Source organism: Oryzihumus sp. (assembly GCF_036391795.1).
Taxonomy (GTDB): Bacteria; Actinomycetota; Actinomycetes; order Actinomycetales; family Dermatophilaceae; genus Oryzihumus.
Genome location: NZ_DASVZH010000264.1, coordinates 1 through 26832, shown reverse-complemented (window position 1 = coordinate 26832; position 26832 = coordinate 1). Strand labels below are relative to the sequence as shown.

Sequence of the window (26832 nt, the reverse complement as noted above, 5' to 3'; positions counted from 1 at the left end):
AGGAAAAGCGCCTTGACCCCGCCTGCGGTCCGGCGCTCAATGAGGGCGACGGGCTCGCCCGATGAACAGCGCCACCGGCCCATACGGCCGAATCCACCCACCGGCCTCCAAGAAACCGGGGGAAGCGCACGCTGGTGTGCGGGCGGCACCACACGATCGTGCACCAGCGCGGCTGGACCGCGACCGTCACCGGCACCGGGGTCACCTGGCACACCTGAGGCCACCGCCCCACACCCGGCCCTGGGACGGTCGGGCCAGCGGCATGCCCAGGAGAACACCACCGCTCGAGCCGGGGTGGATCCGAGGTCAACGCACGACGGCCGAACCGGCACGGACACGGGGGTTCTGCTGATGGGCCACCGTCGGCGGGGTGCCTAGGATGCGGCGCCATGACACATCGTGAGGCCTTCCTCGACGCGGCAGGGGCCGCGCAGTCCCTTCTGGAGCACCCCGCGGTGGCGGCGCACTGGTCCGAGCCGAGTGCCTGCGAGGGGTTCACCGTCGGTGGCCTCGCCGCCCACCTGGCGACCCAGGTCCTCAAGGTGCCCGACGTGCTGGCCGGGGAGGGCGACGGGGACGTGCCCAAGACACTGCTCGGGCACTACTCCAGCGTTGCGTGGGTGGGTGCCGACCTCGAGGCGGACATCAACGTCGGCATCCGCGACGGGGGAGAGGCCCTGGCCGGGGAAGGGGCACGCGCCCTCGCCGAGCAGGTGGCGGACGTGACCGCCAAGCTGTCCGCACTGCTGGGCGCTGAGCCCGCCGACCGCGTCGTGACCCTGCCGTGGGTCGGGTGGTCCCTGACCCTGGACGACTACCTCACGACCCGGATGATGGAGATCGCCGTCCACCGGGACGACCTCGCCGTCAGCGTGGGAGTCGAGGTGGCCGACCTGCCCGAAGGTGTCTACGGCCCGGTGCTCGACCTGCTGGCCCGCCTGGCCACGCGGCGACACGGCCAGACCGCGATGCTGCGGGCCCTGGCCCGCGCCGAGCGCGCCCCGGATCGGGTCAACGCCCTCTGACACACGCTGCGCCCACCACCTCGATGGGTGGTGGGCGCGGCGACGACGCGGGTCTGCTCAGACCTCGCCGGGCTCGAGGCGCAGGCTGATCGAGTTGATGCAGTAGCGCTGGTCGGTCGGCACGTCGTAGCCCTCGCCCTCGAAGACGTGGCCGAGGTGGGAGCCGCAGCTCGCGCAGCGGACCTCGACGCGCTTCATGCCCAGGCTGCTGTCCTCGATGTAGTGCACCCGGTCCTCGGCCAGCGGAGCGTAGAACGACGGCCATCCGCAGTGGCTGTCGAACTTGGTGTCACTGCGGAACAGCTCCGCGCCGCACGCGCGGCAGGAGTAGACGCCCTGGGTCTTGGTGTCGGTGTACTCGCCGGTCCACGGCCGCTCGGTGCCGGCCTGGCGCAGCACCTGGTACTCCGCGGGGCTGAGCTCGGCGCGCCACTCCTCCTCGGTCCGGGCGACGGGGTAGGTGCGCTCGTCGGTCATGGGGGTCCTCCTGACGGGACGTCGGAACCAGCTCACGGTCTGGTCAACCCTGTCAGCAGGCGGAACGTTCCCGGGCGGGTGGGGACACACGGCATACCAAGCGGGTATGCCGTGTGCTCGCCATCTGGGTCCGTGTCAGGGCTGCGTGCCGATGGCCTGCGGGGTGCCGCGGTGCCCGGCCGGCTGGGCGAAGATCGCCTTGACGGCGTCGGCGCGGGCGGAGGAGTCCGCCGGCAGGTCGATCAGCATCAGGCCGGTGACCGCGAGGGCGGCGGAGGCGGCAAGGACCTGCCAGGAGGAGCGGGGCAGGGCGGAGGCGGCGGGCATGGGGGTGCTCCTGAGGGGCGGAACGGTGGGGGACCCGATGGAGACTAGGGCCCGGAATGTCTGAATTCTGTTGCCGGATGGCATATTTCGCGCAAATTCGCGGGCGCGGACCTAGGGTGGCTGGCATGAGCGCGGCGACGGTCCTCGAGGTGCCCGGCCCCGACGGGGCGACCCGGCAGGTGCGGGTGTCCAGCCCGGACCGGGTGATGTGGCCCGACGTCGGCGTGACCAAGCTGGAGCTGGCGGAGTACGTCGTCGCGGTCGGGGGCGGCCTGCTGCGGGCGGTAGGGGACCGGCCGGTGACCCTGCAGCGCTACCCGGACGGCATCGAGGGGGAGGCCTTCTACTCCAAGAACCCCCCGCGCGGCGTGCCGGAGTGGAGCCGGACGGTGACCTGCACCTACCCCTCCGGACGTCGGCACCCCCAGCTCGTCGTCGACGAGGTCGCGACCGCGGTCTGGGCTGTGCAGATGAACACGGTGACCTTCCACCCGTGGCCGGTCCGCGCGGCCGACAACGACAACCCCGACGAGCTGCGCATCGACCTCGACCCGCAGCCGGGCCGGGACTTCCGCGACGCCGTCGTGGCCGCCCTGGGCCTGCGTGAGCTCCTCGAGGAGCTGGACCTGACGCCGTGGGTGAAGACGTCGGGCAACCGGGGCGTGCACGTCCATGCCCGGGTGCACCCGACGCACGAGTTCCTCGACGTGCGCCACGGCGTCATCGGGGTGGCTCGCGAGCTCGAGCGGCGTATGCCGGACCTGGTCACCACAGCGTGGTGGAAGGAGGAGCGCGGCGAGCGGGTCTTCGTCGACTTCAACCAGGCGTGCCGAGACCGGACGATTGCCTCGGCCTACAGCCCCCGACCGCTGCCCGGCGCGCCGGTGTCCATGCCGGTGACCTGGGAGGCACTGCCCGACGTGGCGCCCGGCGACTTCACCGTCCGGAGCGCACCCGGGATCATCGCGAGCGACGGCGACGCGTGGGCGGGCATCGATGAGGCGGTCGGCGACGTCTCGGCCGCGATCGCGTTGTGGGACAAGGACGTCCAGGAGCGGGGGCTGGGTGAGATGCCGTTCCCGCCGGACTACCCGAAGATGCCCGGCGAGCCCAGGAGGGTCCAGCCCTCCCGCGCCAGGCCGGTGACCAGCGAAGATGCCGACTGAGACGTCGTCACCGGTGTGGGCACAACGCTCATTCGCCTGATGACCTGCCGGTCGCGGTTTGCGGCTTGTCCGGGATGCGACCGCTGGCGAGGAGAAAGCCCGCGCCGATCGCGCCCGTGACGAGGGCGCCGCCCCACCAGACCGCGTCCGGTGAGTACGCGAGCACTGCGCCGCCGATGGCGGGGCCGATCGCGAAGCCGCCGGTCACCGTCAGGCTGAGGACCGACATGTAGCGGCCGAGGAGATGCGGGGGCGTTGGCGTGCGCCCAGGCGTAGCTAAACGGACCGGCGCCCGACGGATTATGTGGATCTGCTTCATCACGGACTCCGTTGCTGGTGATGAAGTCAGATCACGTGGCGCTTCCACGCGGTATGTACACCGCCGACGACGCGAAGTGGGCGGCTCTCCGGCGCCCAGTTCCCCGGTCTCGCGGTGTTATGCACCACCGACCACCCGCACGAGCCAGCGAACGAACTCGAACCGATTCTCGACATCACCGGGGTCGCCCTCGACGCAGACATCTCGTAAGTGAAAGGGCCCATTGACCAGGCGTACAGCCACTTCGCCGAGCCCTACCCGGCGCGCACCGCGATCGCCGTGGCCGCGCTGACGCTAGGCGCGGCAGTGGAGATGGACGTGGTAGTGGGCTGAGCCCAGCCAACACCCGTGGCCCGGTGCTGGTTCGGTTCTGGCTATCGGCTCGGGAGCGATCGCGGTAGCCCGAACCACGGCAGCACGCTGGCCTCGAAGCGGGTGATGCCGCAGATCCGGCCGCCGGCAAGGGTGAGCACATAGAAGCCGGTCGCGTGCCGGACGCCGTCCGGGCCGCGCAGGTATGCCCCGAACGCGGGCTGCCCGTTGGCTCGGGCCGGCACGAGGTCGAATCTGCGGCCCGCGCCCAACTGGCGAGCGCAGTAGCGGGCTACGAGTTCACGGCCCTCGTATCCGAACGGCTCCGGAGGCATGGCGATGAAGACGTCATCGGTCAGCAAGGCCACCAGCGCGTCGACATCGGCGGATTCCCACGCCCTCGCAAACGTGGCAACGATCGCGTCCTCAGCGGGCGAGCCAGCAGCGGGCGGAGGCTCGTGGCCGGCGACCGACCGCTCCCGGCGCTTCAGGCTCGCGCGAGCTCGTTTGAGGGCGCTGTTGACCGATTCGACGGTCACTTCCAGCATGCCGGCTACGTCGCTGGCGTGGAATCCAAGGACGTCACGCAAGATGAGGACGGCCACCTGGCGCCGCGGCAGCAGCTGCAGGGCAGTCACGAAGGCCAGCGAGATCGCTTCGGTCTGCTCGTAGCGGGCTTCCGGGCCGAGCGGCTGGTCGGCGGCACCTTCGAGCAGCGCGTCAGGAAACGGCTGCAGCCAGACGGGCTCGTCGCGCGGTGTCGGCAGGGGCGATTCAAACCTGGACATGTCCCACTCCCTGACCGGGCGACGGCTCGCCGCGCGGCGCGCGTTGAGGCACCGGTTGGTGGCGATCGTGTACAGCCAGGTGCGCAGCGACGCGCGCTCCTCAGCGAACCCGCTCAAGCCCCGCCAAGCAGCCAGCATCGTCTCCTGGACGGCGTCCTCGGCGTCGGCCAGGGATCCGAGCATCCGGTAGCAGTGCACCTGCAGTTCCCGCCGGTGGGACTCAGCCAGCTCCCGGAACGCCTCGCCATCCCCTGCCCGCGCCCGGGAGAGCAGATCGGCTGTCACCATCGTGCGCTCCTTCCTTCCGCACCGGCTCGTGCCTCCGCCGATATATACACCGCGCGCCGCGCGAACTGGGCGGGCATTTCACGCGGCCTCCGGCGCTGTCCCAACAGTCGACGGTGCTGGGGCTTGGCGGAGCGGGTCGGGGATGCGGTCGCCGAGCTTCAGCAGGACGGCTCCGGCCAGCAGCGCGGCGAGCGCGCCGCCCCACCAGATGGCGTCCGGCGAGGTCTGGAGGAGAAGGCCGCCGGTCGCCGGGCCGAGCGCCAGGGAGCCGGTGAAGGTGAGGGTGTAGAGAGAGAGGTAGCGGCCGAGCAGATGTTCTGGGGCCATGTCCGCGACCAGCGGCCCGAGAACGAGAATGTGCGCGATCTCGCCGATTGCCAACACGATCGCAACCCCGGCGAGGACGCTGGTCGCAGCGAGCTCCGAGTGGGTGACTGTCGCCGGCACGACGGCGAGCAGGGCGACAGCAAACAGGGCGCTCGTCGCCGCGAACGCGTGTGTGCGACGCATCCGTGCCACCAGACGCACCGCCGGGATCTGCGCGATGACGACGAAGGCGGTGTTGACGAGAATGATGATCCCGATCTCAGCGGGCCCGACTGGCGTGTGTGCCTTGGCGAACGGCGGCAGGATGTTGGAGAAGAACGTGTGACCGACGACGACGAGCACGACGTTGGCTGCGATCACGATGAGGAAAGGCCGATCTCGAGCGACCGCGCGATAGCCGGTCCCGTTACCGTGTGTCGGCGCCGCGGCGATGTCGGCTCGCGGGTTCGGCACGGCAGCGAGCACGATCAGCGCGAACCCGGCGTAGGTGACAGCGTCGAAGAAATAGAGACGCTGGAATGTGCCGAGCTGCGGGGCGGCTGCGACGATGAAGCCGCCGACGGTCGCGCCGGCACCGATACCGAAGTTGCCGGCGACGCGGTTCAGCGCAAAGGCGGCCGCTCGCTGCTCCGGCCTGATCAACCTGACAACCAGTGTCCGATTGGCCGTCCCTGCGACGCCGAGCCCGGCTCCGCTGACAATGGAGCAGGCAAAGCCCTGCCAGGGATGTTCTACGAAGGCGAACCCGGCGTAACCGAGCGCGCTCGCCAGACTTCCTGCGACCACCAACGCTTTGGCGGAGTACCGGTCGAGGAGCGATCCCGTCGGCGGGGTCGCGATGGCGGAGATCCCCATGGTCGCCGCGAGAACCAGTCCGGCGGTCGACGTCGAGAAGCCACGTGCCTGGTGCAGATAGATGATCTCAAACGGAAGCACGAGCCCGTAGCCGAAAGCGTTGACCGCGTTGCCCGCCTGAAGGATGAGCACGGGTCGAGAGAGCCCGGTACGCCAACCCCCGATGAGGCGGGAGACGCGGCGGCTCACAGGCCCCAACCCGTCTTCTCCTTCGTCGCCTCGGTGTTCATGTGCGCATCCCCTTCGTGGAAAGTCCGTCTCGAAAAGACTGACACCACGAGCACGCGAAACTGGGCGCACCCGAACCGCCCAGTTCTCGAGGACGTGGGTGTCTACACAGGTGACAGGGAATGGGAAAGCCGAGGGCAGCCGATGCGAGGATTGCCGGATGACGGTGGCTCACTGCGCAGATTCGCTCACGAAGCTGGGTATGAGGTGACGGTCAGCGCATGAACGCCGACTACGCCGCACGGCTTGTGTCGTTGACGACCGCGCATATCGCGGACGCTTGCATCCGCGTCGACATACCGGTGCGATGCGCACCGGCCGGGATGCGTCCGCTTGCTGCAGGAGCTCGCGTCGCAGGCCGCGTGCTGCCCGCTCGACACGCCGGCAGCGTCGACGTGTTCCTCGAAGCGTTCGAGCACGCCCGCGAAGGAGACGTGCTCGTCGTCGACAACGGTGGACGCACCGACCAAGCGTGCATCGGTGATCTTGTCGTCGCCGAAGCGAAAGCTGCGGGTGTCGCAGGGCTCCTCGTGTGGGGCTTACACCGGGACACCGCGGACATCCTTGCGATCGGCCTGCCAGTGTTCAGCTTGGGCGCGATCCCGACCGGACCGCTGGAGCTGGCGCCGCGGGACTCTCAGGCGCTGACGTCTGCCCGCGTCGGCGAGCACACGGTCAGCACCGGCGACGTTGTCCTCGCAGACGACGATGGAGCCGTCTTCCTCCCCGATGACCGTGTTGCCGGGATCCTCGACGTTGCCGACGGCATCTGCGACGCCGAGCGGCGGCAAGCGGAGCGAATCCGGAGCGGGAACATCCTTCGGCAGCAGGTCGAGTTCGCGTCGTTCCTCGATAACAGAAAGCGAAACGCCAACCTGACCTTCCGTGAGCACCTGCGGACCGTCGGCGGTGCGATCGAGGAATGACCGGCCTAGGTTGGCGGCGTGCCGCCCCGAGCTTTCGCCAGCCGCCGGAAGAGTGGACGGCCTCATCCTCGTCGCGGCATGGGCGGACGCTGCGCGCGCGGCGATCGCGGCAGGTGACTTCGACTATCGCTCAGTCGTCAATGGGCTGACGTGGCGCCTGCGTCACTCTGGGCGGAGTGACGCACGGGGGCTGACGCCCTGACATCTGCCGGTCGATGGAAGCGCGGCGCCCCCATCGACCAAGCCGTCGATGGTCTCGTCGCGCCCACCCCGGCGGCCGACGCGTGGCATCATTCGGTCACAGTCCTACCCGTTGTGGGACCAGCAATCTCGCCCGATAACTTCGGCCACAGCGCTCCGTCTGAGCACGCTCGCTGAGCACCGACGCACAGCGCATATCAGGTAGGCACCCCGAAGATGCCCGGTGAGCCGATGAGGGTGCAGCCATCGCGCGCCAGGCGCGTGACCAGCGAAGATGCCGACTGAGAGAAGCGGCCCTCGAGGCGCGGTCGTCGCTCCCGGGTGACCGGGGGGCCGCGGCTTACTCGCTGCTCAGCGCCTTCGCCATCTCATCGGCAAGCGGGCCGGAGGAGGCCGGGTTCTGGCCGGTGTAGAGGTTGCGGTCCACCACCACGTTCGGGGCCCAGGGATCGCCCTCCTGGAAGTCCGCGCCCAGCGCCACCAGGCGGTCCTGCAACAGCCACGGGGCCTTGTCGGCCAGGCCGGCCTGCTTCTCCTCGGCATTGGTGAAGCCAGTCAGCCGGTAGCCGGCGAACGGGGAGGCGCCGCCGTCCGACTCAGTCGCGAGCAGGGCCGCGGGCGCGTGGCACACCACGCCGAGCGGCTTGCCCGAGGCCAGGGTCTGCGTGAGCAGGCGCGCCGAGTCGGGGTTGGCCGAGAGGTCCTCCATCGGTCCGTGACCGCCGGGGTAGAACACGGCTGCGTAGTCGGCGACGTCGACGTCCTCGAGGCGGACCGGCGACTGCAGTTGCTCGATGTCGGCCAGCTGTGCCTGCAGGGCGTTTGCCTCGTCCTGGCCACCGTTGGCCTCGGCCGCGAGGCTGCCCTGGTCCACCACCGGGACCACGCCGCCGGGCGTCGCCACGACCACCTCATGGCCCGCGCCGGTGAAGGCCTGGTACGGCCTGACGAGCTCCTCGGCCCAGAAGCCCGTCGGGTGCTTGGTGCCGTCGGACAACGTCCAGTGTCGGGCACCGGTCACGACAAACAGGATCCTGCTCACTGGCTGCTCCCTCAGACGATCGACTCGGGCGGTGAGGTCGGGACCGGGCGGTCATGCTGCCGTGAAAGGCACGGGAGCAGGACACTCCTACCCATCGGCCGCCCGCGGCCGTCCCTCGCTGCGAGCCTACGTCGCGCACGAGGGGGCGACCAACCCGGACGAACACCTCACGCTTCCCGTCTGCCGCGTGGTTACTGCGGCAGGACGATCAGCCCGATGACGCCGACGATGTACAGGATGAGAACGGCGATGCTGTCGATGCCCAGGCGGGCGTGCTCCTTGGCCGGGCGGAAGATGAGGCCGGCCATGTAGACGATCGTCAGCAGGGCGCCGAGCCCGGTCAGGTAGATGTCGGCGGCGTGCGCGTTCGGCAGGACGGCTTTGCCGGAGACCAGGACGGCCAGCAGGAACAGCACGGGCAGGAACGCGTTACCGCCGAAGATGTCTCCGAAGGCCAGCTTGTAGTCGCCCTGTCTGGTCGAGGTCAGGCCGGTGCTCAGCTCGGGCAGCGAGGTCGCGGCTGCCAGGACAGTGGCGCCGAACAGGGCCCCTGACAGGCCTACCTGGCTGGCGGCCGCGGTGCCACCTTCCTCGGCGAGGGCGCCGCCCACGAGGGTGGCCAGTGCTGCGGCGCTGAAGACGAGAACGGCTCTGGTGGTGCTGACGCCCCGACGGGTCGCCTCGGCTGCCCGCGTCTTCTGCGAGTGGCCTCGAGGCTTCGGCTGGCTGTCGGGCGCCTCTCCGCTGTTGGACCAGGGCAGGTACGCCCCGGACCGCTGGGTCAGCATGAGTCCGGCCACCCAGACGAGAGCGATGAGCACGACGTCAGGCGAGAGCCGCGCGATGACGAGGTTCCTGGGCAGCTGCGTGCCCATCACCACGACAACCAGGACCGCCAGGACGACCGCTCCCTCGATCACCAGGGTGAGGCTGGCAGCCTGGTACGTCAGCGGTCGCCGTTCAGCCACGCCGAACGCGTCCAGGGCGACGAGGACGACCGTCTGGATGGCGATGCCGCCCAGGATGTTGCTGACAGCGACGTCGAGCTTGCCGCTGGCGGCGGCGCTGTAGGTGATGGCGATCTCAGGCAGGTTGGTGGCGACCGCCAGCAGGATCAGCCCGCCCAGCGCCTGGCCGAGGTGGAGCCGGTCGGCCAGGATGTCGGTGTAGTTCGACAGGGGGATCCCAGCCACCCAGATGGTCGCCGCACTGGCCAGGAAGACCAGAAGCTCCGCCCAGAGGGGCAGGTGCGGTAGAAGGTTCACCGCAGCAGCCTATTGCGCTTGCGCAAAGGTTGCAGGCTCGCAGGCGTCGCCGCGCCTCGTCCTTGTCTCGACCGGGCCGACGCCTGATGCCTGGCGCTGACGCCTGACCCGGCCGGCCGAGCGCGGGCACCTGACCCGTCCTTCTGCTCGATGACGGGCCGGCGCGACGCTCGTTCACTGGGACGGTCGGAGCCGGGAGGTGAGGTCGATGAGCCAGCAGCCGCTGACGGTCCTGTTCATGCCCGAGTCGGCGTACGGACCCACCAACAACTGCATCGGCATCGGTGACGTGCTGCGCCGGCGGGGTCACCGGGTCGTCTTCGCGGCCGAGGCGTCCTGGAAGGGGCGGTTGGCCCCGTTGGGCTTCGAGGAGCAGCTCGTCGACCTGTCACCCCCACCCATGGACGCGGGGCCCGCGGGTGCCGAGCAGGATGCCGGCCGGTTCTGGAAGGACTTCATCCACGAGACGGCGCCGGAGTTCCGCAAGCCCACGATCGAGCAGCTCGAGACCTTCATCAAGCCGACGTTCCAGGCGCTCATCGACGGTGCCGTCTACTGCGAGCCGAGGTTGCGGCAGATCGTCGCCGACGTGCGGCCGGACGTCATCGTCGAGGACAACGTCGTCAGCTTCCCCGCGTTGCTGACCGGCGGCGCGCCATACGTGCGGATCATGTCCTGCAACCCGCTGGAGGTGCGCGGACCACAGGTCCCGCCGACGTTCTCCGGCCTGCCCTCGGGCGACAGCGGTGCGTGGGACGCGTTCCGCAAGGAGTACGAACGGACCCACCGTCCGATGTGGGAGTCGTTCAACGCGTGGGTCCAGGAACAGGGCGCCCCGGCGCTGCCGTACCTGGACTTCGTGCACACCTCGGGGCACCTCAACCTGTACGTCTACCCCGAGGCCGTGGACTACCCACGGGACCTGGGGGCCACCTGGCACCGCCTGGAGTCGAGCGTCAGGACGACCGAGGCGGAGCTCGTGCTGCCGGACCTGCTCACGGACCGACCGGAGGGCTCGGCCCTGGTTTACCTGTCCCTGGGGTCGCTGGGCAGCGCCGACGTCGAGCTGATGAAGCGCCTCGTCGACGTCCTCTCCCGGACGCCGCACCGCTACGTCGTCTCGACCGGGCCCTGCCACCGGGAGTACGAGCTCGCGGCGAACATGTGGGGGCAGGAGTTCCTGCCGCAGACGAAGATCCTGCCCCTCGTGGACCTGGTGCTCACCCACGGCGGCAACAACACCATGGTGGAGGCGCTGCACTTCGGCAAGCCGATGGTCGTCCTGCCGCTGTTCTGGGACCAGTACGACAACGCCCAGCGGATGGCCGAGACCGGGTTCGGTGTGCGGCTGGACACCTACGCGTTCACCGAGGGGGAGATGCACGCCGCGATCGACCGGCTGCTCGGGGACGAGCCGTTGCGGGCCCGGCTGGCCCAGGTGTCGGCGCAGATCCGCTCGCGTGACGGGGTCCGCCGTGCCGCAGAGCTCATCGAGACATTGGCCCTCAGCAGGCGGGGGCACCGATGACGGGCAGCCGGCACGACGTGCCGGCTGCCCGTCCTCCTGCTCAGTGAGCGGTGGCGCCCCACCTCACTGCACTGGCGCGGTCCGGGCGTAGACGTTGCTTGCCCGGTGGCCCCGGCGGTCCATCATGCGGACCTGCTGGTCGACCGCCTGCAGCGCGCTCGAGCCGAGGTGACGCAGGCTGGAGAGGACGAGTCGCTCCTGGCTGTCACCGCCGATCGCGCCCACCTTCACCAGCCCCACGCCCGGGGCGTAGTACTTCACCTGGGTGCCGCTGGTCGGGTCGAGCGGGCTCGTCTCATGGGTGACGAGGACATTCGTGTAGCAGCTGACCGGGACGCACACCCGCTGGCCCGTGGCGAAGACCGTCGTGACGTCGTAGAAGCCGATGCTCCGGACCAGGCCCTCGGTGTACGTGTCGCCCACGTGCGGGTGCGCGAGCATGTGGATGCCGCCCTGAGCCCCGGACAGGCCGGTGATCCAGGTGTCAGGCGCCCCGGTGAACGTGCCGTTGTCGAACTCCTCGGGGTACTCGCCCATGTTCCAGACGGTGCCGTTGTCGTCCTGCGCGAAGAAGGCCAGCTCGGCCTCCACCACCTCGCCGCCGGTGTTGTCGACGTCGAGGACCACCCTCGTGGTGACCCCGTCGATCACCTTCGTCAGGTCCGTGACGGTGAACGTCACCGTGTGCGGCGTGACGGTGCCGGCTTCGGTGATCGTGCCCTTGTAGAAGTACTCGGTGCCCGGCACGAGCGGGAAGTAGGGGTTGTCGATGCGAGTGGGGTGGCTGAAGTGCCCCATCGGCGGGGGAGGCACGACCTTGGTGTCCGAGGCCGCTGTGGCCGGCGCCGCCAGGGCGAGCAGGGGCAGGGCCACCAGTGCGGCCACGAGGGGCGGACGGCGACGTAGGCGCGATGTGCTGGGCATGGGCTCTCCTCGCAGGTGCATTTCCGCGGTCGGACATCCCCCGGGAAGCTGTGGGTGTGCTGTGCACCAGTGTGCGTGCGCCTCCTGCGCCCAGGATCGTCCGCCGGGGCGGCCACCGGTGCGGCGACAGCAGGACGTGGTCGTCAGCCGACAGCGCACACGGGTCATGCACCTGGTGGAGACGGGTGGCGTAGCTCCCGCGCGTCATCCGGGCGAGCCGGGCGGGAATCCCCAGCGTTCACAGGCAGATACAGGTATGCCGTGCCCCTCCAGGTGAGGGGCACGGCATACCGGCCGGGCGGGTGTGCTCACGCGGTGCTGGCCGCTTCGGGGGTGCTGGCCGCTTCGGCGCGCCGGAGCTCCCGCATCCGCGAGGTCAGGTAGAGCGAGGGGACGACGAGCAGGTTGAGCAGGGTCGAGGTGACCAGGCCTCCTAGGACGACGATGGCCAGGGGGTGCTCGATCTCGTGCCCGGGCCGGTCGCCGAAGACCACGAGAGGCACCAGGGCGAGCCCGGTGGCCAGCGTGGTCATGAGGATCGGCGAGAGGCGCTCCCGTGCGCCGCGCAGCACCAGCCCCGGACCGACCGGTTCGCCCTCGTCCCGCTCCAGGGTCTGGAAGTGGTTGATGAGCAGGATGCCGTTGCGCGCGGCGATGCCGAAGACGGTGAAGAAGCCGACCAGCGACCCCAGCGAGATGACCCCACCGGTGAACCAGGCCGACAGCACACCACCGACGAGGGCCATCGGCAGGGTGGCCAGGATGAGGAAGGCCAGCCGCCAGCGGCCGAACGAGGCCTGCAGGAGCATGAGGATGGCGAAGACGGCCAGCGCGGCGGAGCCGAACAGCGTGCGCTGGGCCGACTGTCGCTCCTCGTACTCACCGATCACCTCGGCGTGGTAGCCCTCCGGGAAGCTGACCGTGTTCACCTTCGCCTGGACCTGCTGCACGATCGAGCCCAGGTCGCCGCCCTCGAAGCTGGCGCCGACGTCCAGCCGCCGGGAGCCCCCCTCGCGGTCGATGCTGTTGGGGTTGGGGCGCACCGCCACGTCCGCGACGTCCTTGAGGCGCACGCGCTGGCCGGAGGAGGTGTCGAGCAGGATGTTCTGGATGGCGGTCACGCTGTTGCGCGTGCTCGGGGTGCTCCACACGACGGTGTCGTAGGCCTTGCCGCCACGGAAGATGTCGCCGACCTCCTCGCCGGCCACCAGGGTCGAGGCCGCCCGGCGCACGTCCCCGGGCTTGATCCCGTACTGCTGGGCCTTGGCGAGGTTGACCGTGACCTCGATCTGGGGGACATCGGAGGAGATGTCCACGTGGGCGTCGACCGTCCCCGGGACGGCGGCGACCAGCTTCTGGATCTCGGCGGCTTTGGTCCGCAGCACGTCGAGGTTCTCCCCGAAGACCCGCACGATGATCGGCTCCTTGCCGCCGGTCAGGACCTCCTGTATGCGCTCGTCGAGGTAGGTCTGCACCTCCCGGAACAGCCCGGGGTGCTGCTCGGCGACGGCGTTGACCTTGTCCAGGGTCGCCTCGTAGTCCACCGACGGGTCGAGGCTGATCCAGTTCTCGCCCAGGTTGACGCCGGCGACCTCCTCCCCGAGCAGCGCCTGGCCGATGTGGGCGCCGAACGTCTGGACGCCGGGGATCTGCCTGAGCTCGTGGCTGACCGACGCGGTGGACCGCGCCATCTCGGCGTCGGAGGTGCCCGGGGTGGTCACCCAGTGCATCAGCAGGTCGCGCTCCTTGAAGGCGGGGAAGAGCGACTGCCCCAGGTGGGGCACCACGATGGCGGCGGCGAGGGTCAGCACGCCGAAGGCGGCGTAGACCGGGCGCGGCCGGCGGACCACCCGGGTGAGCAACCACGTGTAGCCACGCTGCAGCACCTTGACCACCGGGGACTCGCGCCGCTCGATGGGGGCCTTGCGCAGCAGGATCAGGGTCAGCGCCGGGGTGACCGTCAGGGCGACGACCATCGAGGCCATGATCGCGAGGGTGTAGGACCAGGCCAGCGGCCGGAAGAACGCGCCGGTGAGGCCCTGCAGCAGGAACACCGGCACGCTCGCCGCCACGATGATCAACGTGGCGTAGACGATCGGGCTCCGGACCTCCAGGGAGGCGTCGAGGATGATCGATGCCGTCGAGCGGCCGGTGCCGGCCAGCCGGTTCTGTCTGAGGCGTCTGACGATGTTCTCGACGTCGATGATCGCGTCGTCCACGACCGCACCCAGCGCGATCACGATGCCGGCGAGGGTCATCGTGTTGACCGTGTCGCCGCGCAGGTAGAGCACGTACATCGTCGCGACCAGCGACAGCGGGATGGTGATGAGGCTGATCAGCGCCACCCGCCACTCGAACAGGAACAGGCCCAGGATCACCACGACGAGCAGGAAGCCCAGGACCAGGGCCTGGGTGAGGTTGGAGATGGCCAGCTTGATGAAGTTGGCCTGCTGGAAGACGTGGGTCTCGAACTGGATGTCGGGCAGGCCCGGCTGCAGCTGCTTGAGCGCGTCCTCGACGCCCTGGGTCATCTGCAGGGTGTTGGCCCAGGGCAGCTTCTCCACGACGAGGAGGATCCCCGGGTTGTCGTTGATGATGGCGTCGCCGAACAGCGGCTGGTTCGTCTCCTGGACGGTGGCCACGTCACCCAGCTTCACCGGGGTCTTCCCGCTCGACCGGACCGGCACCTGGGCCATGTCGGCGGCCGTCGTGATCGGCAGGACGTTGCGCACGTGCAGCCGCTGGTTCGGCGTGTCGACGCTGCCGCCCGTGCCGATCACCGCACCGCTGGAGAACTTCAGCAGGCCCGAGTCGACCGCGTCGGAGGTGACCTGCATGACCTGGTCCAGGGTCACGTCGTGGTCCTTGAGCTTCGGCGGGTCGACCTGGACGGTCATCAGCTGCAGCCGCTCGTTCCAGATGGCCACGTTGGCCACGCCGGGCACCTGCAGCAGCCGGGCACGGATGGTCCAGTAGGCCATCATCGACATCTCGATGAGCGAGTGGTTCTTGCTGGTCATGCCGACCTGCATGGCCCGGCCGGTGGCGGAGACCGGCGCCAGCATCACCGGCGGTGCCGCCCAGGTGGGCAGGTTGGGGATCACCGTGGACAGCCGCTCCTGGACCAGCTCCCGGTCACGGAACAGGTCGGTGTCCGGCTTGAAGACCAGCTCGATGGAGTTCAGCTGCGGCACGGACTTCGAGCGCAGGTCGTCCAGCCCCTGCAGCCCGTAGAGCGCCTGCTCCAGGGGGACGGCGACGAGCTGCTCGACGTCCGAGGTCGACAGGCCCAGGCACGCGGTCTGGATGACCACCCGGGGCGGGGCGAACTCCGGGAAGACGTCCACCCGCATCGAGGACAACGACGAGATGCCCACGGTCATCATCGCGATCGCCGCCGCGACGACGATGTAGCGGAAGCGCAGGCTGCCGCCGACGATGCGGCGCATCAGCCCGCCGCGCCCCGGGGAGGTCATTCCTCACCGCTGATGTCGTACTCGACGCCCAGCAGCTCGGGGGAGCCGACCGTCACCACCTTGGTCCCGACGGCGGGTCCCTTGGTGAGGACGGCCAGGTCCCCGGAGATGAAGTCGACGGTGATTGGCTTGCGCAGGTAGGTGAGCGCCCCGGTCTCCGTATAGGTCCAGGAGCTGCCGTCGCGGTCGTAGACCACCGCCGAGTAGGGGATGACGAGCCGGTGCGCGGACCGCACGCCGTCCGGGGAGGTGGCGTCGGCCAGACGAGCCGGCGTGGTGGCCAGCCCCAGGCGACTCGCCGCCTCCGCCGACAGGTGCACCGCCGGGACGGGTGAGCCGACCACCGCCGCCACCGACGCCGGAGGGGCCGCGGCCTTCTCCGTGGCGGTGGCCCCCGAGCAGGCCGTTGCCCCCGCGAGCACGATGCCCGCCGCGATCAATGCCTTCAGCCTCATGGCCATCTCCCGTTCATCGCCCGTCGGCCGGCGCCGCAGCGGCGCTCGCGGGACCGGCCGTGTGCGGTTCGTCCGGACGGGCCGGCCCACGACCGGCCGTCGTGATCAGGTACAGCGCAGGGAGCACCACCAGGGCGGTCAGGACGTAGGTCACCAGGCCGCCGAGGACGGCGACCGCCATGGGTTGCAGCAGCTCGAGCCCGGCCCCGCCGAGGACCAGGGGCGGCAGGAACACGGCCGCCACGGCGCAGCTGGTCAGGAGCACCGGCAGCACACGCTCGCTGGTGCCACGACGGACCACGTCGGCACCGGCACCGCCACCGGCAGCCCCGGCACCGCCGCCCGTGCCGTCGGCGTGGTCGTCGTCGCCCTCGAGCTCCTGGTAGCGGCGCACCTGCACCAGCAGGCCGTGGCTCGCGATACCAAGGACGGCCAGCAGGCCGGCCACGTAGCCGACCGACCCGTTCGTCCCGAAGACCAGCCCGGTCACGAGCCCACCGCTGCAGGCCACGACGACCGTCACCGTCAGCAGCGCCGCGCGACGCCAGCTGGAGGTCGCTGCCTGCAGGAGCAGGACGGCGCCGACCAGCACGGCGAGGGCGTACAGCAGCTCACGCCGGTTGAGGTTCTGGTCGTCGACGGCGGAGCCGATGACCTCCGCGTGGTACTCCAGCGGCATCGGGAGCTTCGCGATCCGCGCTCGCAGGTCCGCGACGACGGCGTTCGGGTCGCGACCGCTGACCCCGGCGGTGACGTCCACGGTGCGGGCGACACCGTTGTGCTCGACGGCCGTCGGCTCGCTGACCAGCCGCACGGTGGCGACCTGGCTGAGCGGCACCTGCTTGCCGGACGGGGTGTCGAGGCGCAGCGCCTCCAGGCCGGGCAGGCTGGCGCGGGTGGCCGTCCTGCCCAGCACCACCACGTCGAAGATCTTCTGCTCCTCGTAGATGCTGCCGACGGTCAGGCCGGACACGAGGGTCGTGGCGTCCCGGCGCACGTCGCCGGGGGCCAGCCCGAGACGGCGCGCCGCGTCGAGCTTGACCTCGATCTCCACGGTGGGCTGGGTCAGCTGCTGCTCCACCTTCGGCCCGACGACGCCGGGCACGCCGCGCATCATGTCCTGAAGCTCGTGGGCCTTGGCGCGCATCGTGGTGATGTCGATGCCGGACAGCCGGACGGTGAGGTCGCTCGCGGTCCGCGACGCGGCGTCGACCGTCTGCTGGGCGTAGCTGACGACCTGGCCGCGGACGCCGGGGTACTGCGCCAGCTCGCGGCGCACCCGCTCGATCGTCGACTGCTCGTCCGCCGTGCCGTCCAGGGTCATCCAGATCTCGGCCGCGTTGACGTCGACCGCCTGGTCCGCGGTGATGGCCCGCCCGATGTGCGTCCCCACGTCGGTGACACCGGGCAGGGTCTTGAGCACCGCGGCCTCCCGCTCCGTGACCCTCGCCGTCTCCCCGAGCGCGGTGCCGGAGGTCGTGCGCAGCTGGACCAGCAGGTTGCGCTCGTGCAGGACGGGCAGCGTCGGGGTCAGGTCCACCCGCGGCAGGAGGGCCAGGACCAGCACGGCCAGGACGGCGAGGGAGGCCAGCGGGACGGTTCGGCGCTCGGGCAGGCGGGGCAGGACGCGGTCGGCTGTCCGCTGACACCAGCCTGCCACGGGGCCTGCGGCCGGGTCCTGCTCGTGCTCGCCGAGCAGGATGACCGTCAGGGCCGGTGTGACCGTGAGCGAGACGACCAGGGACAGGACGAGCGCCAGCGCGTAGGCCGCGGCGGCCGCCCGCGTGAACGGCACCACCGACTCGCTCAGGAAGAGCAGGGGGGTGATGACGAGCAGGCTGACCAGGGTGGCCGTCACGAGCGGGGCCCGGGTCGCGGCCATGGCCTCGGCGACCGCCGCCGTGGCGCCGGCTCGGCCGCTGGTCGGCCCACCGCGCGCGCGGATCCGGGCGCGCAGCCCGGTCACGCTGCTGACGGTCTGCTCGACCACCGCCCCGACCGCGACCGCCAGGCCGAGCAGGGTCATGGTCGTCATCGTCGTGTGCAACAGGAACAGCACGTACGCCGCGAGCACCACCGGGACGAGGACGCCCAGGAGGCTGACGAGCAGGGCGCGCCACGACCACAGGAACAGGCCGAGGACCAGCACGAGCAGCGCCAGCGAGACGAGGGCGGTCACTCCGAGGTTGTGCGTCGCCTCCTCGATGAAGGTCGCGGGGCGGTACAGGCGGGTGTCCACCGTGATCCCCTGCAGGCCCGGTGCCATGTCGGCCATCGCCTTCTCGACCGCCGCGGTGACCTGCTCGGTGTTGGCCTCGGGGAACTTCTCCAACACGAGGACCAGGCCGGAGCCGCCGTCGACGATCGCGTCGCCGATCAGCGGCTGGTGGTCCTCGGCGACGGTGGCCACGTCGCCGAGGCGCAGGCTCGTGCCCTCCACCGCGATGTTGGCCAGGTCCCCCGGGGCGGTGATCGGCAGCATGTGCTGCACCGCCAGCCGCTGGGACGGGCTCTCGATGAACCCACCGGTGCCCGGCGTGGAGGCCTCCACGAAGGTCAGGGGGGAGACCCAGAGCGCGTTCCCGGCGGTCTCCAGGAGCCGGGTGAGGGTCAGGCCCTTGGCGTTGAGCGTCCGGGGGTCCACCTGGACCTGCAGCTGGCGGTCGCGCTGGCCCCAGATGGAGACGTTCGCGACGCCCGGCACGCCCATGAGACGGGGCCGGATCTTCCAGCGCGCGAGGATCGACTGGTCGATGAGCGAGACCGACTTGGACGACAGCGAGATCATCGCGATCCGGCTGGTCGCGGCCAGGGGCTGGATCATCAGGGGCGGCGTGCCGACGTTGGGCAGGGCGTGGGCCTGGGTCATCCGCTCCTGCACCATTTGCCGGGCGGTGTACAGGTCGGTGCCGGGCTCGAAGGTCATGTCGATCTGGGACAGGCCCGGCATCGACAGCGAGTGGAGGTGGGCCAGGAACGGCACCCCGTTGAGCAGGTCCTGCTCGAGCGGGACGGTGATCAGCTGCTCGACCTCCTGGGCCGACAGGCCGAGCGCCTCGCTCTGCACCTGCACCGTCGGCGGGGTGAACTCGGGGTAGACGTCGACGGATGCCGAGGGCAGCTGGACCAGGGCGAGGACGAGCAGCGCGACCGCCGCGGCAATGACGAGGCGCCCCATCTTCAGCCCTGATGCGAGGACCCAGCTCATGCGACCACCCCGTCCCTGAGGACTGACACCTGCCTCAGAGCGTGCCGCGGGGCAGCCTCACAGCCATCCCACAGGTGGCCTAGGACGGGTGCAGGGGCAGGCGTAGCCGGGCCCCCGGTGGCGGCACGCCGGATGGGGGAGCGGGTGGGGCGTTTCTGCCGCGCGACCGGGCGCGGGGTGGCGAGAATGGGCCTCATGCGCCTACCCGTCATGCCACCCGTCGCGCCGATGCTGGCCAAGGCGGTCAAGGACCTGCCCGAGGCCGCGGTGAGCTTCGAGCCCAAGTGGGACGGCTTCCGCTCCGTGGTGTTCCGGGACGGTGACGAGGTCGAGATCGGCAGCCGCAACGAGAAGCCGATGACCCGGTACTTCCCCGAGCTCGTCGAGGCCTTCCGTGCCAACCTGCCGCAGCAGTGCGTCGTCGACGGCGAGATCATCCTCGTCGGCCGGGGCGGCGACCGGCTCGACTTCGACGCGCTGCAGCAGCGCATCCATCCCGCGGCCAGCCGGGTCGCCATGCTCGCCGAGCAGACGCCGGCCCGCTTCGTCGCGTTCGACCTGCTGGCCCTCGGCGAGGAGGACCTCACCGGCCGGCCGTTCGCGGAGCGCCGTGAAGCCCTGGTCCGGGCACTCGCGGACGCCGAGGCGCCGGTGCACGTCACGCCCGCGACGACCGACCGAGACACGGCCCGGCAGTGGTTCCACCAGTTCGAGGGCGCCGGCCTCGACGGTGTCGTCGCCAAGCCCCTGGACGGGGTCTACGCCCCGGACAAGCGCGTGATGTTCAAGGTCAAGCACGAGCGCACCGCCGACTGCGTGGTGGCCGGCTACCGGCCGCACAAGAGCGGTCCGGATGCGATCGGCTCGCTGCTGCTGGGGCTCTACGACGCCGACGGGGACCTGGCCTCCGTCGGCGTCATCGGCGCCTTCCCGATGGCTCGCCGGCGGGAGCTGTTCGAGGAGCTGCAGCCGCTGGTCACCGGGTTCGACGGCCACCCGTGGGCGTGGGGGCGGCAGGAGGAGGGCACCCGTACGCCGCGCAACGCCGAGGGGAGCCGCTGGGCGGCCGGCAAGGACCTGTCGTTCACGCCGCTGCGGCCCGAGCGCGTGGTCGAGGTCCGCTACGACCACATGGAGGGCGTGCGGTTCCGGCACACCGCGCAGTTCGTGCGCTGGCGCACGGACCGCGACCCGCGCTCGTGCACCTACGAGCAGCTCGAGGAGCCGGTGAGCTTCGACCTGGCCGACGTGCTCGGCCAGCGGTGACCCACCCGGCACCGCCGCGCGTCGCGTCGTACCCGCCTGAGACGATGCGGCCATGCCGAGCCGACGCCTGAGTCTGCGCAGGGGGGCCGCACTGGCCGGAGCCGCCGGTGCGGTGATGGCCGGTGCCTCCGCCGCCGGGAGCCTCGGCGCCGCAACGTACTTCGCCCGCCGCGTCCTCACCCCCGACCCCCGCCGGCCCGACGACACGCAGGTGCTCTCCGTCGACGACGGCTCGGTGACGCTGGGGCTCACCGAGAACACCCGGCTGCCCGGGCGCTACGGGCTCTGGCTCGACGGGGGAGAGGGGCACGCCCGCCTCGGGCAGGTCCTCGAGCTCGACGAAGCGGCCGGCCGCGTGCGCCGCGAGCTGCACGGCGTGGACCGCGGTCGGCTGGCTCCCGGCTTCGCCCGATGGAACCAGTACTACTACGGCCTCGCGCCGTCGGCCTCGCTCGGCCTGCCCTGCCAGGACGTCCTCGTGCGCTCCGATGTGGGCGACCTGCCGGCCTGGCACGTGCCGGCCGGCACCGGGCGCAACCGACGCTGGGCGGTCCTCGTCCACGGCCGCGGGGCCCGCCGGGAGGAGTGCCTGCGGGCGGTTCCTGTGCTGCACCGGGCCGGCTTCGACTGCCTGGTCCCGATGTACCGCAACGACATCGGGGCGCCGGCCAGTCCCGACGGTCGCTACAACCTCGGCCTGTCGGAATGGCGCGACGTCGAGGCCGCCCTGGTCCACGCCACCGACCACGGTGCCGAGGAGGTGGTGCTGGTGGGCTGGTCGATGGGGGGCGCGATCGTGCTCCAGGCGCTGGCGCGCTCCTGGCTGGCCGACCGGGTGACCCGGGTCGTCCTCGACGCCCCGGTGATCGACTGGGCCGACGTGCTGCGCCACCAGGCGGCGCTCAACCGGGTGCCGGGCCCGGTCGGCGCGCTGGGTCGCTCTCTCATCGGGCGGCGCTCCGCCCGCCGGCTGGTCGGTGTGCACGAGCCGATCGACGTGGCCGAGACCGACTGGGTCGCCCGCGCCGACGAGCTGGCCCACCCGGTGCTGCTGATCCACTCCGAGGACGACGAGTTCGTCCCCGCGGGCCCCTCGGCCGCGCTGGCCGCGAAGCGGCCCGACCTGGTGCGCTACGAGCCGTGGCGCGGGGCACGGCATACCAAGGAGTGGAACCAGGACCCGCAACGCTGGGAGCAGGTGGTGGCCGACTTCCTGGGTGGGTGACGTCCGCGGCGCTGGCGACGCGCGTCAGTCGGTGGCGGCGTCGGCGCGCACCCAGCGCCCGAGCACGGTGCCCTCGGACTCGATGAGCACCCGCGGCACGAGGTGCTCCACGATCGAGGGTCCGGCGGTGATGCGGGTGTGGTCGCCGGCCACGATGGTCGGCGCGATGGTCAGGCACAGCTCGTCGAGGTGGCCGGCCGAGACCAGGTCGTGCATGAGCTGCGGGCCGCCCTCGCACAGGATCCGGGTCAGCCCCCGGGCGGCGAGCTCCTTGATGGCGGCGTCGAGGTCGACCCCGTCGCCGCCCCGGACGATGACGTTGTCCGGACCGAGCGCCGCGCGGGCAGCCTCGATCGCCTCCTCCGGGGCCCGCTCACAGGTGAGCAGGATGACCTCCCCGGCGCCCTCGGGACGCTCGCGCAGCAACGGCGGCAGCTGGGCGGAGCGGCTGGCGACGGCGAGCACGGGCGGGTCGGTGCGTCCGCTGCGCGCCCGCACGTCCTGCCACTGCGCCCGCGCCGCGATGGGCCGGTAGCCCTCGATCCGGGCGGTGCCGGCCCCGACCAGGACCACGTCGGCGAGGGCCCGCAGCAGGCCGAACACCTCCCGGTCGGCGCCGGTGTTGATCGACCCCGAGCGGCCGTCGGAGCCGGTGGCCGCCCCGTCGAGCGTGGTCACGAAGTTGGCGCGGACCCATGGCACCCCGCGGGTGGCGCTGCGGGGGTACTCGTAGAGCGCGGCCAGGGCGTCCGGGCCCAGCCGACCGTCGCCGACGTCGTCCGACGGGGCGTCCGGGTGGGGCAGCAGCAGTCGCATCAGTCCCATCCTGCCAGTGGTGGGGCCGCGCGGGTGCCTAGGCTGGGGCTCGTGTCGGAGACCGCAACGCAGGCGCCCCTGTCCACCCGCCGGCCCCAGGTGGACGCCTCGCGCCTGGTCGGGGAGCTCGTCCCGCCGCCGCGCTTCGACGTGGTCCGCTTCTCCACCTACCGTCCCGACCCGGCCCAGCCGAGCCAGGCCGCTGCGGTGCAGCGGCTGCAGGAGTATGCCGCGTCGCTGGGAGGCCGGAGCGGCTCGGGAGGCTCGGGCGGGTCGCGCTGGCCGTGGGGGCGCCGACGGTCGGCCACGGGGTCGGGGGTCTACCTCGACGGCGGGTTCGGCGTGGGCAAGACCCACCTGCTCGCCAGCCTGTGGCACGAGGCGCCCGGCCCCAAGGCGTTCGGCACCTTCGTCGAGCTGACCAACCTCGTGGGGGCGCTGGGGTTCGCCCGGACCGTGGAGGCGCTGAGCGGGCACCGGCTGGTGTGCATCGACGAGTTCGAGCTCGACGACCCCGGTGACACCGTGCTGATGTCGACCCTGCTGGCGCGGCTGGCCGAGGCCGGCGTGTCGCTGGCCGCGACCTCCAACACGCTGCCGGAGGCGCTGGGGGAGGGGCGGTTCGCCGCGGACGACTTCCTGCGCGAGATCGCCGCCCTGTCCAGCCGGTTCGAGGTGCTCACCGTCGACGGGCCGGACTTCCGCCACCGTGGGCTCGCGGCCGGCCCCGCGCCGCTGTCCGAGGCTGAGGTCGTGTCCCGCGTCGAGGCCACCGGGGGCGCCCTCGACGGCTTCGACGAGCTGCTGGCCCATCTTGCCCAGGTGCACCCCAGCCGCTACGGCGCGCTGCTGGACGGGGTCACCTCGGTGGGCTGGCAGGGGGTGCACACCATCGAGGACCAGATGGTCGCGCTGCGCCTGGTCGTCCTCGCCGACCGGCTCTACGACCGGGACGTGCCGGTGTTCTCCAGCGGTGCCCCCCTCGGGGAGGTCTTCAGCGAGGAGCTGCTGCGCGGGGGGTACCGCAAGAAGTACTTCCGCGCGGTGTCGCGGCTGACGGCGCTGGCGCGGGAGGCCAGCGGGGAGGTCGCGCACGGGCAGGGCTAGTGCGACGATCGGGCCATGGCCCACGTCACGGGGGACGGTCCGACACCCTTCGGGGACATCCTGCGGGTGGGGCCCGGCTTCCGGCTGGGCGAGGTCGACCCGGCCTCCACCCCCGGTTTCGACGGCAAGCGGCGCAACGCCGCCGAGCTGATGACCGAGACCGACGACGAGCTCGACGACCTGCAGGAGCGGCTCTACGCCGACGGCACGGCGGGCGGCACGCGGGCGGTGCTGCTCGTGGTGCAGGGCATGGACACCGCCGGCAAGGGCGGCATCATGCGCCACGTCGTGGGTTCGGTGGACCCCCAGGGCGTGCAGCACACGGCGTTCAAGGCGCCGAGCGAGGAGGAGCGGGCCCACGACTTCCTCTGGCGCATCCACAAGGCGCTGCCGCATGCCGGGCAGATCGGGGTGTTCGACCGCTCGCACTACGAGGACGTGCTCATCGTGCGCGTGCGCCGCCTGGTGCCCGAGGCGGTCTGGTCTGCACGCTACGAGCAGATCAACGCCTTTGAGGCTCAGGTCAGCGCCGGGGGCACCGAGATCGTCAAGGTCATGCTCAACATCTCCCCGGGGGAGCAGAAGCTGCGCCTGATGTCGCGCCTGGACCGGCCGGACAAGCACTGGAAGTACAACCCCGGCGACACCGACGAGCGCAAGCTGTGGGACGACTACATGCAGGCCTACCAGGTGGCCCTGGAGCGCTGCTCCACGGACGTGGCGCCGTGGTACGTCGTCCCCGCCGACCGCAAGTGGTACGCCCGGCTGGCGGTGCAGCAGCTGCTGCTCGAGCGGCTGCGGGCGATGGACCCGCAGTGGCCGACGGCCGACTTCGACGTCGCCGCCGAGAGGGCCCGCCTGGCCGCCACCTGAGCGCCGGTCATCGCACCGGCCCCTCGCACCGACCTCGGCGGCTGCCGTGGCCGGTGGCGGACAGGGAGCCCGGGCCCGCCACCCGGCATACCGGGGGCGGGCGGCCGGCTCAGGACCGGGGCTCGGGCTCCGGCTCCGGCGTGCGCAGCACGACGATGGCGCGACCGGCGACCGGGTGCGCCGACTTGGCCTCCCACATCGGCTGCTCGGCGGGCTCGACCGGGTCGGTGGTGTCGAGCACCACCTCCCACTCGGCGCCGTAGTCACCCGGGGGCAGGGTGAAGTCCACCGGCTCGCTGTGGGCGTTGAACAGCAGCAGGAAGTGCTGGTCGACGATCGGCCGGCCGAGGCGGTCCGGCTCGGGGATCGCCTCGCCGTTGAGGAACACCATGAGGCTGCGCGCGTAGCCGTTGCGCCAGTCGAGCTCGTCCATCTCGGTGCCCTGCGGGGCGAACCACTCGATGTCGCCGAGCTCGCTGCGCCCACCGTGGGCCGCGTCACCGGCGAAGAACCGGCGCCGGCGGAAGACCGGGTGGTTCTTGCGCAGCTGCACCAGGCGCGAGGTGAACGCCAGCAGGTCGTTGCGCTCGGCGTCGAGGTCCCAGTCGATCCAGGCCAACTCGCTGTCCTGGCAGTAGGCGTTGTTGTTGCCGTGCTGGGTGCGCCCGACCTCGTCGCCATGGGCGATCATCGGCACGCCCTGGCTGAGCAGCAGGGTGGCCAGGAAGTTGCGCTGCTGCTGGGCGCGCAGGGCGTTGACCTCGGGGTCGTCGGTCTCGCCCTCGACGCCGCAGTTCCACGACCGGTTGTGGCTCTCGCCGTCGTTGTTGTCCTCGCCGTTGGCCTCGTTGTGCTTCTCGTTGTAGGAGACCAGGTCGCGCAGGGTGAACCCGTCATGGGCGGTGACGAAGTTGATCGAGGCGATCGGTTTGCGCGCGGACTGCTCGTAGAGGTCGCTGGACCCCGTGATGCGCGAGGCGAACTCGCCCAGCGTCGCCGGGTCGCCCCGCCAGAAGTCGCGCACGGTGTCGCGGTACTTGCCGTTCCACTCGGTCCACAGCGGGGGGAAGTTGCCGACCTGGTAGCCGCCGTCGCCGACGTCCCACGGCTCGGCGATGAGCTTGACCTGGCTGACCACCGGGTCCTGCTGCACCAGGTCGAAGAACGCCGACAGCCGGTCGACCTCGTGGAACTGGCGGGCCAGCGTCGCCGCGAGGTCGAAGCGGAAGCCGTCGACGTGCATCTCCAGCACCCAGTAGCGCAGCGAGTCCATGATCAGCTGCAGCACGTGCGGGTTGCGCATCAGCAGGCTGTTGCCGGTGCCCGTGGTGTCGTAGTAGTGCGCCTTGTTGTCGTCGACGAGGCGGTAGTACGACGCGTTGTCCAGCCCGCGGAAGGCGATCGTCGGGCCCTGCTCATTGCCCTCGGCGGTGTGGTTGTAGACGACGTCGAGGATGACCTCGATGTCGGCCTCGTGCAGCGCCTTGACCATGGACTTGAACTCGGTGACCTGCTGGCCGCGGGTGCCGGTCGCGGCATACGCGTTGTGCGGGGCGAGGAAGCCGATGGTGTTGTAGCCCCAGTAGTTGGACAGGCCCTTCTCGGCCAGGGTGGTGTCCTGGACGAACTGGTGCACGGGCATGAGCTCGATCGCGGTGACGCCCAGGCCCTTGAGGTGCTCGACCACCGCGGGGTGGCCGATCGCGGCGTAGGTCCCGCGGATCGCGTCCGGCACGTCCGGGTGGGTCATCGTCAGGCCCTTGACGTGGGCCTCGTAGATCACGCTGTCGTGGTACTCGTGCGCCGGCGGGCGGTCGTGGCCCCAGTCGAACCACGGGTTGGTCACCACGGAGAGCATGGTGTGGCCGAGGGAGTCGTCCTCGTTGAACACCTCGGGCTCGCCGAAGCGGTAGGAGAACAGCGCCTCGTCACCGTCGATCTGACCGTCGATGGCCTTGGCGTAGGGGTCGAGCAGCAGCTTGGCCGGGTTGCACCGGTCGCCGTTCTCGGGGTCGTACGGCCCGTGCACCCGGAACCCGTAGCGCTGGCCGGGCTGCACGCTCGGCACGTAGCCGTGCCAGACGTAGCCGTCGACCTCGCGCAGGTCGATGCGGGTCTCGGTGTCGTCGTCGCCGACGAGGCACAGCTCGACGCGCTCGGCGACCTCGGAGAAGACGGCGAAGTTCACGCCGCTGCCGTCGAAGGTGGCCCCGAGGGGATAGGGCTTGCCCGGCCAGATGTCCATGAGGTCCTTCGCGTCAGGCGGTGCCACGGGATGTGGTGGCCCCATTGTGTCCCGAAGCGCCCGGTTCGTGGGTGACGGCTCCGTTACGTGGACCGACAGGGGCGCTGCCCGGGTATGCCGGGTGCGCGGCGCCCGTGGCGCCGCCGGGCCCGGCCGTGCGGCC

At 71.0% G+C, this 26832-nt stretch carries 22 protein-coding genes; 9 read left to right on the top strand and 13 right to left on the bottom strand.

What is annotated here, in order from left to right; translation table 11 throughout:
* Nucleotides 1-389 precede the first annotated feature (389 nt).
* Complete coding sequence (locus VF825_RS16265) at nt 390-1025, top strand: maleylpyruvate isomerase N-terminal domain-containing protein (protein WP_331115224.1); 636 nt, start codon at nt 390-392, stop codon at nt 1023-1025.
* Nucleotides 1026-1082: 57 nt separating this feature from the next.
* On the opposite strand, the gene msrB is transcribed toward VF825_RS16265, so the two are convergent.
* Together msrB and VF825_RS16255 are read right to left on the bottom strand one after the other, a co-directional pair.
* Nucleotides 1083-1502, bottom strand: coding sequence for a peptide-methionine (R)-S-oxide reductase MsrB (gene msrB / locus VF825_RS16260; protein WP_331115222.1), 420 nt, complete (start codon nt 1500-1502; stop codon nt 1083-1085).
* Between the two features lie 135 nt (nt 1503-1637).
* Nucleotides 1638-1829 (bottom strand): hypothetical protein, encoded by a 192-nt coding sequence (locus tag VF825_RS16255; RefSeq protein WP_331115220.1) that lies wholly within the window; start codon nt 1827-1829, stop codon nt 1638-1640.
* Nucleotides 1830-1954: 125 nt separating this feature from the next.
* Between VF825_RS16255 and ligD the strand changes: the two genes are divergently transcribed.
* Nucleotides 1955-2995: a non-homologous end-joining DNA ligase gene (gene ligD / locus VF825_RS16250; protein WP_331115218.1), complete on the top strand. Its 1041-nt coding sequence runs from the start codon at nt 1955-1957 to the stop codon at nt 2993-2995.
* Between the two features lie 28 nt (nt 2996-3023).
* Here ligD and VF825_RS16245 read toward each other — a convergent pair whose 3' ends face one another.
* Nucleotides 3024-3314: a hypothetical protein gene (locus VF825_RS16245; protein ID WP_331115216.1), complete on the bottom strand. Its 291-nt coding sequence runs from the start codon at nt 3312-3314 to the stop codon at nt 3024-3026.
* Between the two features lie 210 nt (nt 3315-3524).
* Between VF825_RS16245 and VF825_RS16240 the strand changes: the two genes are divergently transcribed.
* Nucleotides 3525-3647: a hypothetical protein gene (locus tag VF825_RS16240; protein WP_331115214.1), complete on the top strand. Its 123-nt coding sequence runs from the start codon at nt 3525-3527 to the stop codon at nt 3645-3647.
* A gap of 41 nt (nt 3648-3688) precedes the next feature.
* Here the strand turns inward: VF825_RS16240 and VF825_RS16235 are convergent, their stop codons facing one another.
* Both VF825_RS16235 and VF825_RS16230 read right to left on the bottom strand, forming a co-directional pair.
* Complete coding sequence (locus VF825_RS16235) at nt 3689-4702, bottom strand: RNA polymerase subunit sigma-70 (protein ID WP_331115212.1); 1014 nt, start codon at nt 4700-4702, stop codon at nt 3689-3691.
* A 78-nt stretch (nt 4703-4780) separates the two neighbouring features.
* A complete protein-coding gene (locus VF825_RS16230; protein ID WP_331115210.1) occupies nt 4781-6016 on the bottom strand; it encodes an MFS transporter in 1236 nt (411 codons plus the stop codon).
* Nucleotides 6017-6333: 317 nt separating this feature from the next.
* Between VF825_RS16230 and VF825_RS16225 the strand changes: the two genes are divergently transcribed.
* A complete protein-coding gene (locus VF825_RS16225) occupies nt 6334-7038 on the top strand; it encodes an RraA family protein (RefSeq protein WP_331115208.1) in 705 nt (234 codons plus the stop codon).
* Nucleotides 7039-7579: 541 nt separating this feature from the next.
* Here the strand turns inward: VF825_RS16225 and VF825_RS16220 are convergent.
* Nucleotides 7580-8281 (bottom strand): type 1 glutamine amidotransferase domain-containing protein, encoded by a 702-nt coding sequence (locus tag VF825_RS16220; RefSeq protein WP_331115206.1) that lies wholly within the window; start codon nt 8279-8281, stop codon nt 7580-7582.
* A 191-nt stretch (nt 8282-8472) separates the two neighbouring features.
* Nucleotides 8473-9546 carry a sodium:calcium antiporter gene (locus VF825_RS16215; RefSeq protein ID WP_331115204.1) on the bottom strand — a complete coding sequence of 358 codons (1074 nt, stop codon included), beginning with the start codon at nt 9544-9546 and terminating at the stop codon, nt 8473-8475.
* A gap of 208 nt (nt 9547-9754) precedes the next feature.
* Between VF825_RS16215 and VF825_RS16210 the strand changes: the two genes are divergently transcribed.
* Nucleotides 9755-11074: a glycosyltransferase gene (locus tag VF825_RS16210; protein ID WP_331115201.1), complete on the top strand. Its 1320-nt coding sequence runs from the start codon at nt 9755-9757 to the stop codon at nt 11072-11074.
* Between the two features lie 63 nt (nt 11075-11137).
* On the opposite strand, the gene VF825_RS16205 is transcribed toward VF825_RS16210, so the two are convergent.
* The 4 genes from VF825_RS16205 to VF825_RS16190 all read right to left on the bottom strand — a co-directional run bounded on the left by VF825_RS16205 (nt 11138) and on the right by VF825_RS16190 (nt 19137).
* Nucleotides 11138-11998, bottom strand: coding sequence for a hypothetical protein (locus VF825_RS16205; protein ID WP_331115199.1), 861 nt, complete (start codon nt 11996-11998; stop codon nt 11138-11140).
* Between the two features lie 308 nt (nt 11999-12306).
* Nucleotides 12307-15474 (bottom strand): efflux RND transporter permease subunit, encoded by a 3168-nt coding sequence (locus tag VF825_RS16200; protein WP_331115196.1) that lies wholly within the window; start codon nt 15472-15474, stop codon nt 12307-12309.
* Complete coding sequence (locus VF825_RS16195; RefSeq protein WP_331115193.1) at nt 15471-15929, bottom strand: hypothetical protein; 459 nt, start codon at nt 15927-15929, stop codon at nt 15471-15473. The genes VF825_RS16200 and VF825_RS16195 overlap by 4 nt, the downstream gene beginning before the upstream one ends.
* Nucleotides 15930-15942: 13 nt before the next feature.
* Nucleotides 15943-19137: an efflux RND transporter permease subunit gene (locus VF825_RS16190; protein WP_331115191.1), complete on the bottom strand. Its 3195-nt coding sequence runs from the start codon at nt 19135-19137 to the stop codon at nt 15943-15945.
* A 195-nt stretch (nt 19138-19332) separates the two neighbouring features.
* Here VF825_RS16190 and VF825_RS16185 point away from each other — a divergent pair, with 195 nt between their 5' ends.
* A complete protein-coding gene (locus VF825_RS16185; RefSeq protein WP_331115189.1) occupies nt 19333-20403 on the top strand; it encodes an ATP-dependent DNA ligase in 1071 nt (356 codons plus the stop codon).
* 52 nt (nt 20404-20455) lie between these two features.
* A complete protein-coding gene (locus VF825_RS16180) occupies nt 20456-21628 on the top strand; it encodes an alpha/beta hydrolase (RefSeq protein WP_331115187.1) in 1173 nt (390 codons plus the stop codon).
* 24 nt (nt 21629-21652) lie between these two features.
* Here the strand turns inward: VF825_RS16180 and VF825_RS16175 are convergent, their stop codons facing one another.
* Nucleotides 21653-22444 (bottom strand): pyrimidine reductase family protein, encoded by a 792-nt coding sequence (locus VF825_RS16175; protein ID WP_331115185.1) that lies wholly within the window; start codon nt 22442-22444, stop codon nt 21653-21655.
* Nucleotides 22445-22495: 51 nt separating this feature from the next.
* Here VF825_RS16175 and zapE point away from each other — a divergent pair, with 51 nt between their 5' ends.
* On the top strand, nt 22496-23551 hold the full coding sequence (zapE, locus tag VF825_RS16170; protein ID WP_414695886.1) for a cell division protein ZapE: 1056 nt from the start codon (nt 22496-22498) through the stop codon (nt 23549-23551).
* Between the two features lie 15 nt (nt 23552-23566).
* Nucleotides 23567-24424 (top strand): polyphosphate kinase 2 family protein, encoded by an 858-nt coding sequence (locus VF825_RS16165; RefSeq protein WP_331115183.1) that lies wholly within the window; start codon nt 23567-23569, stop codon nt 24422-24424.
* A gap of 109 nt (nt 24425-24533) precedes the next feature.
* Here VF825_RS16165 and glgX read toward each other — a convergent pair whose 3' ends face one another.
* Nucleotides 24534-26669, bottom strand: a complete 2136-nt coding sequence (gene glgX, locus VF825_RS16160; protein ID WP_331115181.1) for a glycogen debranching protein GlgX — start codon at nt 26667-26669, stop codon at nt 24534-24536.
* Nucleotides 26670-26832 lie beyond the last annotated feature (163 nt).

Excerpts from the sequence above, each read along its gene's own strand:
- VF825_RS16265 (WP_331115224.1), top strand. The coding sequence starts at position 390 with ATGACACATCGTGAGGCCTTCCTCGACGCGGCAGGGGCCGCGCAGTCC.
- msrB (WP_331115222.1), bottom strand. The coding sequence starts at position 1,502 with ATGACCGACGAGCGCACCTACCCCGTCGCCCGGACCGAGGAGGAGTGG.
- VF825_RS16255 (WP_331115220.1), bottom strand. The coding sequence starts at position 1,829 with ATGCCCGCCGCCTCCGCCCTGCCCCGCTCCTCCTGGCAGGTCCTTGCC.
- ligD (WP_331115218.1), top strand. The coding sequence starts at position 1,955 with ATGAGCGCGGCGACGGTCCTCGAGGTGCCCGGCCCCGACGGGGCGACC.
- VF825_RS16245 (WP_331115216.1), bottom strand. The coding sequence starts at position 3,314 with ATGAAGCAGATCCACATAATCCGTCGGGCGCCGGTCCGTTTAGCTACG.
- VF825_RS16235 (WP_331115212.1), bottom strand. The coding sequence starts at position 4,702 with ATGGTGACAGCCGATCTGCTCTCCCGGGCGCGGGCAGGGGATGGCGAG.
- VF825_RS16225 (WP_331115208.1), top strand. The coding sequence starts at position 6,334 with ATGAACGCCGACTACGCCGCACGGCTTGTGTCGTTGACGACCGCGCAT.
- VF825_RS16210 (WP_331115201.1), top strand. The coding sequence starts at position 9,755 with ATGAGCCAGCAGCCGCTGACGGTCCTGTTCATGCCCGAGTCGGCGTAC.
- VF825_RS16205 (WP_331115199.1), bottom strand. The coding sequence starts at position 11,998 with ATGCCCAGCACATCGCGCCTACGTCGCCGTCCGCCCCTCGTGGCCGCA.
- VF825_RS16200 (WP_331115196.1), bottom strand. The coding sequence starts at position 15,474 with ATGACCTCCCCGGGGCGCGGCGGGCTGATGCGCCGCATCGTCGGCGGC.
- VF825_RS16195 (WP_331115193.1), bottom strand. The coding sequence starts at position 15,929 with ATGAGGCTGAAGGCATTGATCGCGGCGGGCATCGTGCTCGCGGGGGCA.
- VF825_RS16190 (WP_331115191.1), bottom strand. The coding sequence starts at position 19,137 with ATGAGCTGGGTCCTCGCATCAGGGCTGAAGATGGGGCGCCTCGTCATT.
- VF825_RS16185 (WP_331115189.1), top strand. The coding sequence starts at position 19,333 with ATGCGCCTACCCGTCATGCCACCCGTCGCGCCGATGCTGGCCAAGGCG.
- VF825_RS16180 (WP_331115187.1), top strand. The coding sequence starts at position 20,456 with ATGCCGAGCCGACGCCTGAGTCTGCGCAGGGGGGCCGCACTGGCCGGA.
- VF825_RS16175 (WP_331115185.1), bottom strand. The coding sequence starts at position 22,444 with ATGCGACTGCTGCTGCCCCACCCGGACGCCCCGTCGGACGACGTCGGC.
- VF825_RS16165 (WP_331115183.1), top strand. The coding sequence starts at position 23,567 with ATGGCCCACGTCACGGGGGACGGTCCGACACCCTTCGGGGACATCCTG.
- glgX (WP_331115181.1), bottom strand. The coding sequence starts at position 26,669 with ATGGACATCTGGCCGGGCAAGCCCTATCCCCTCGGGGCCACCTTCGAC.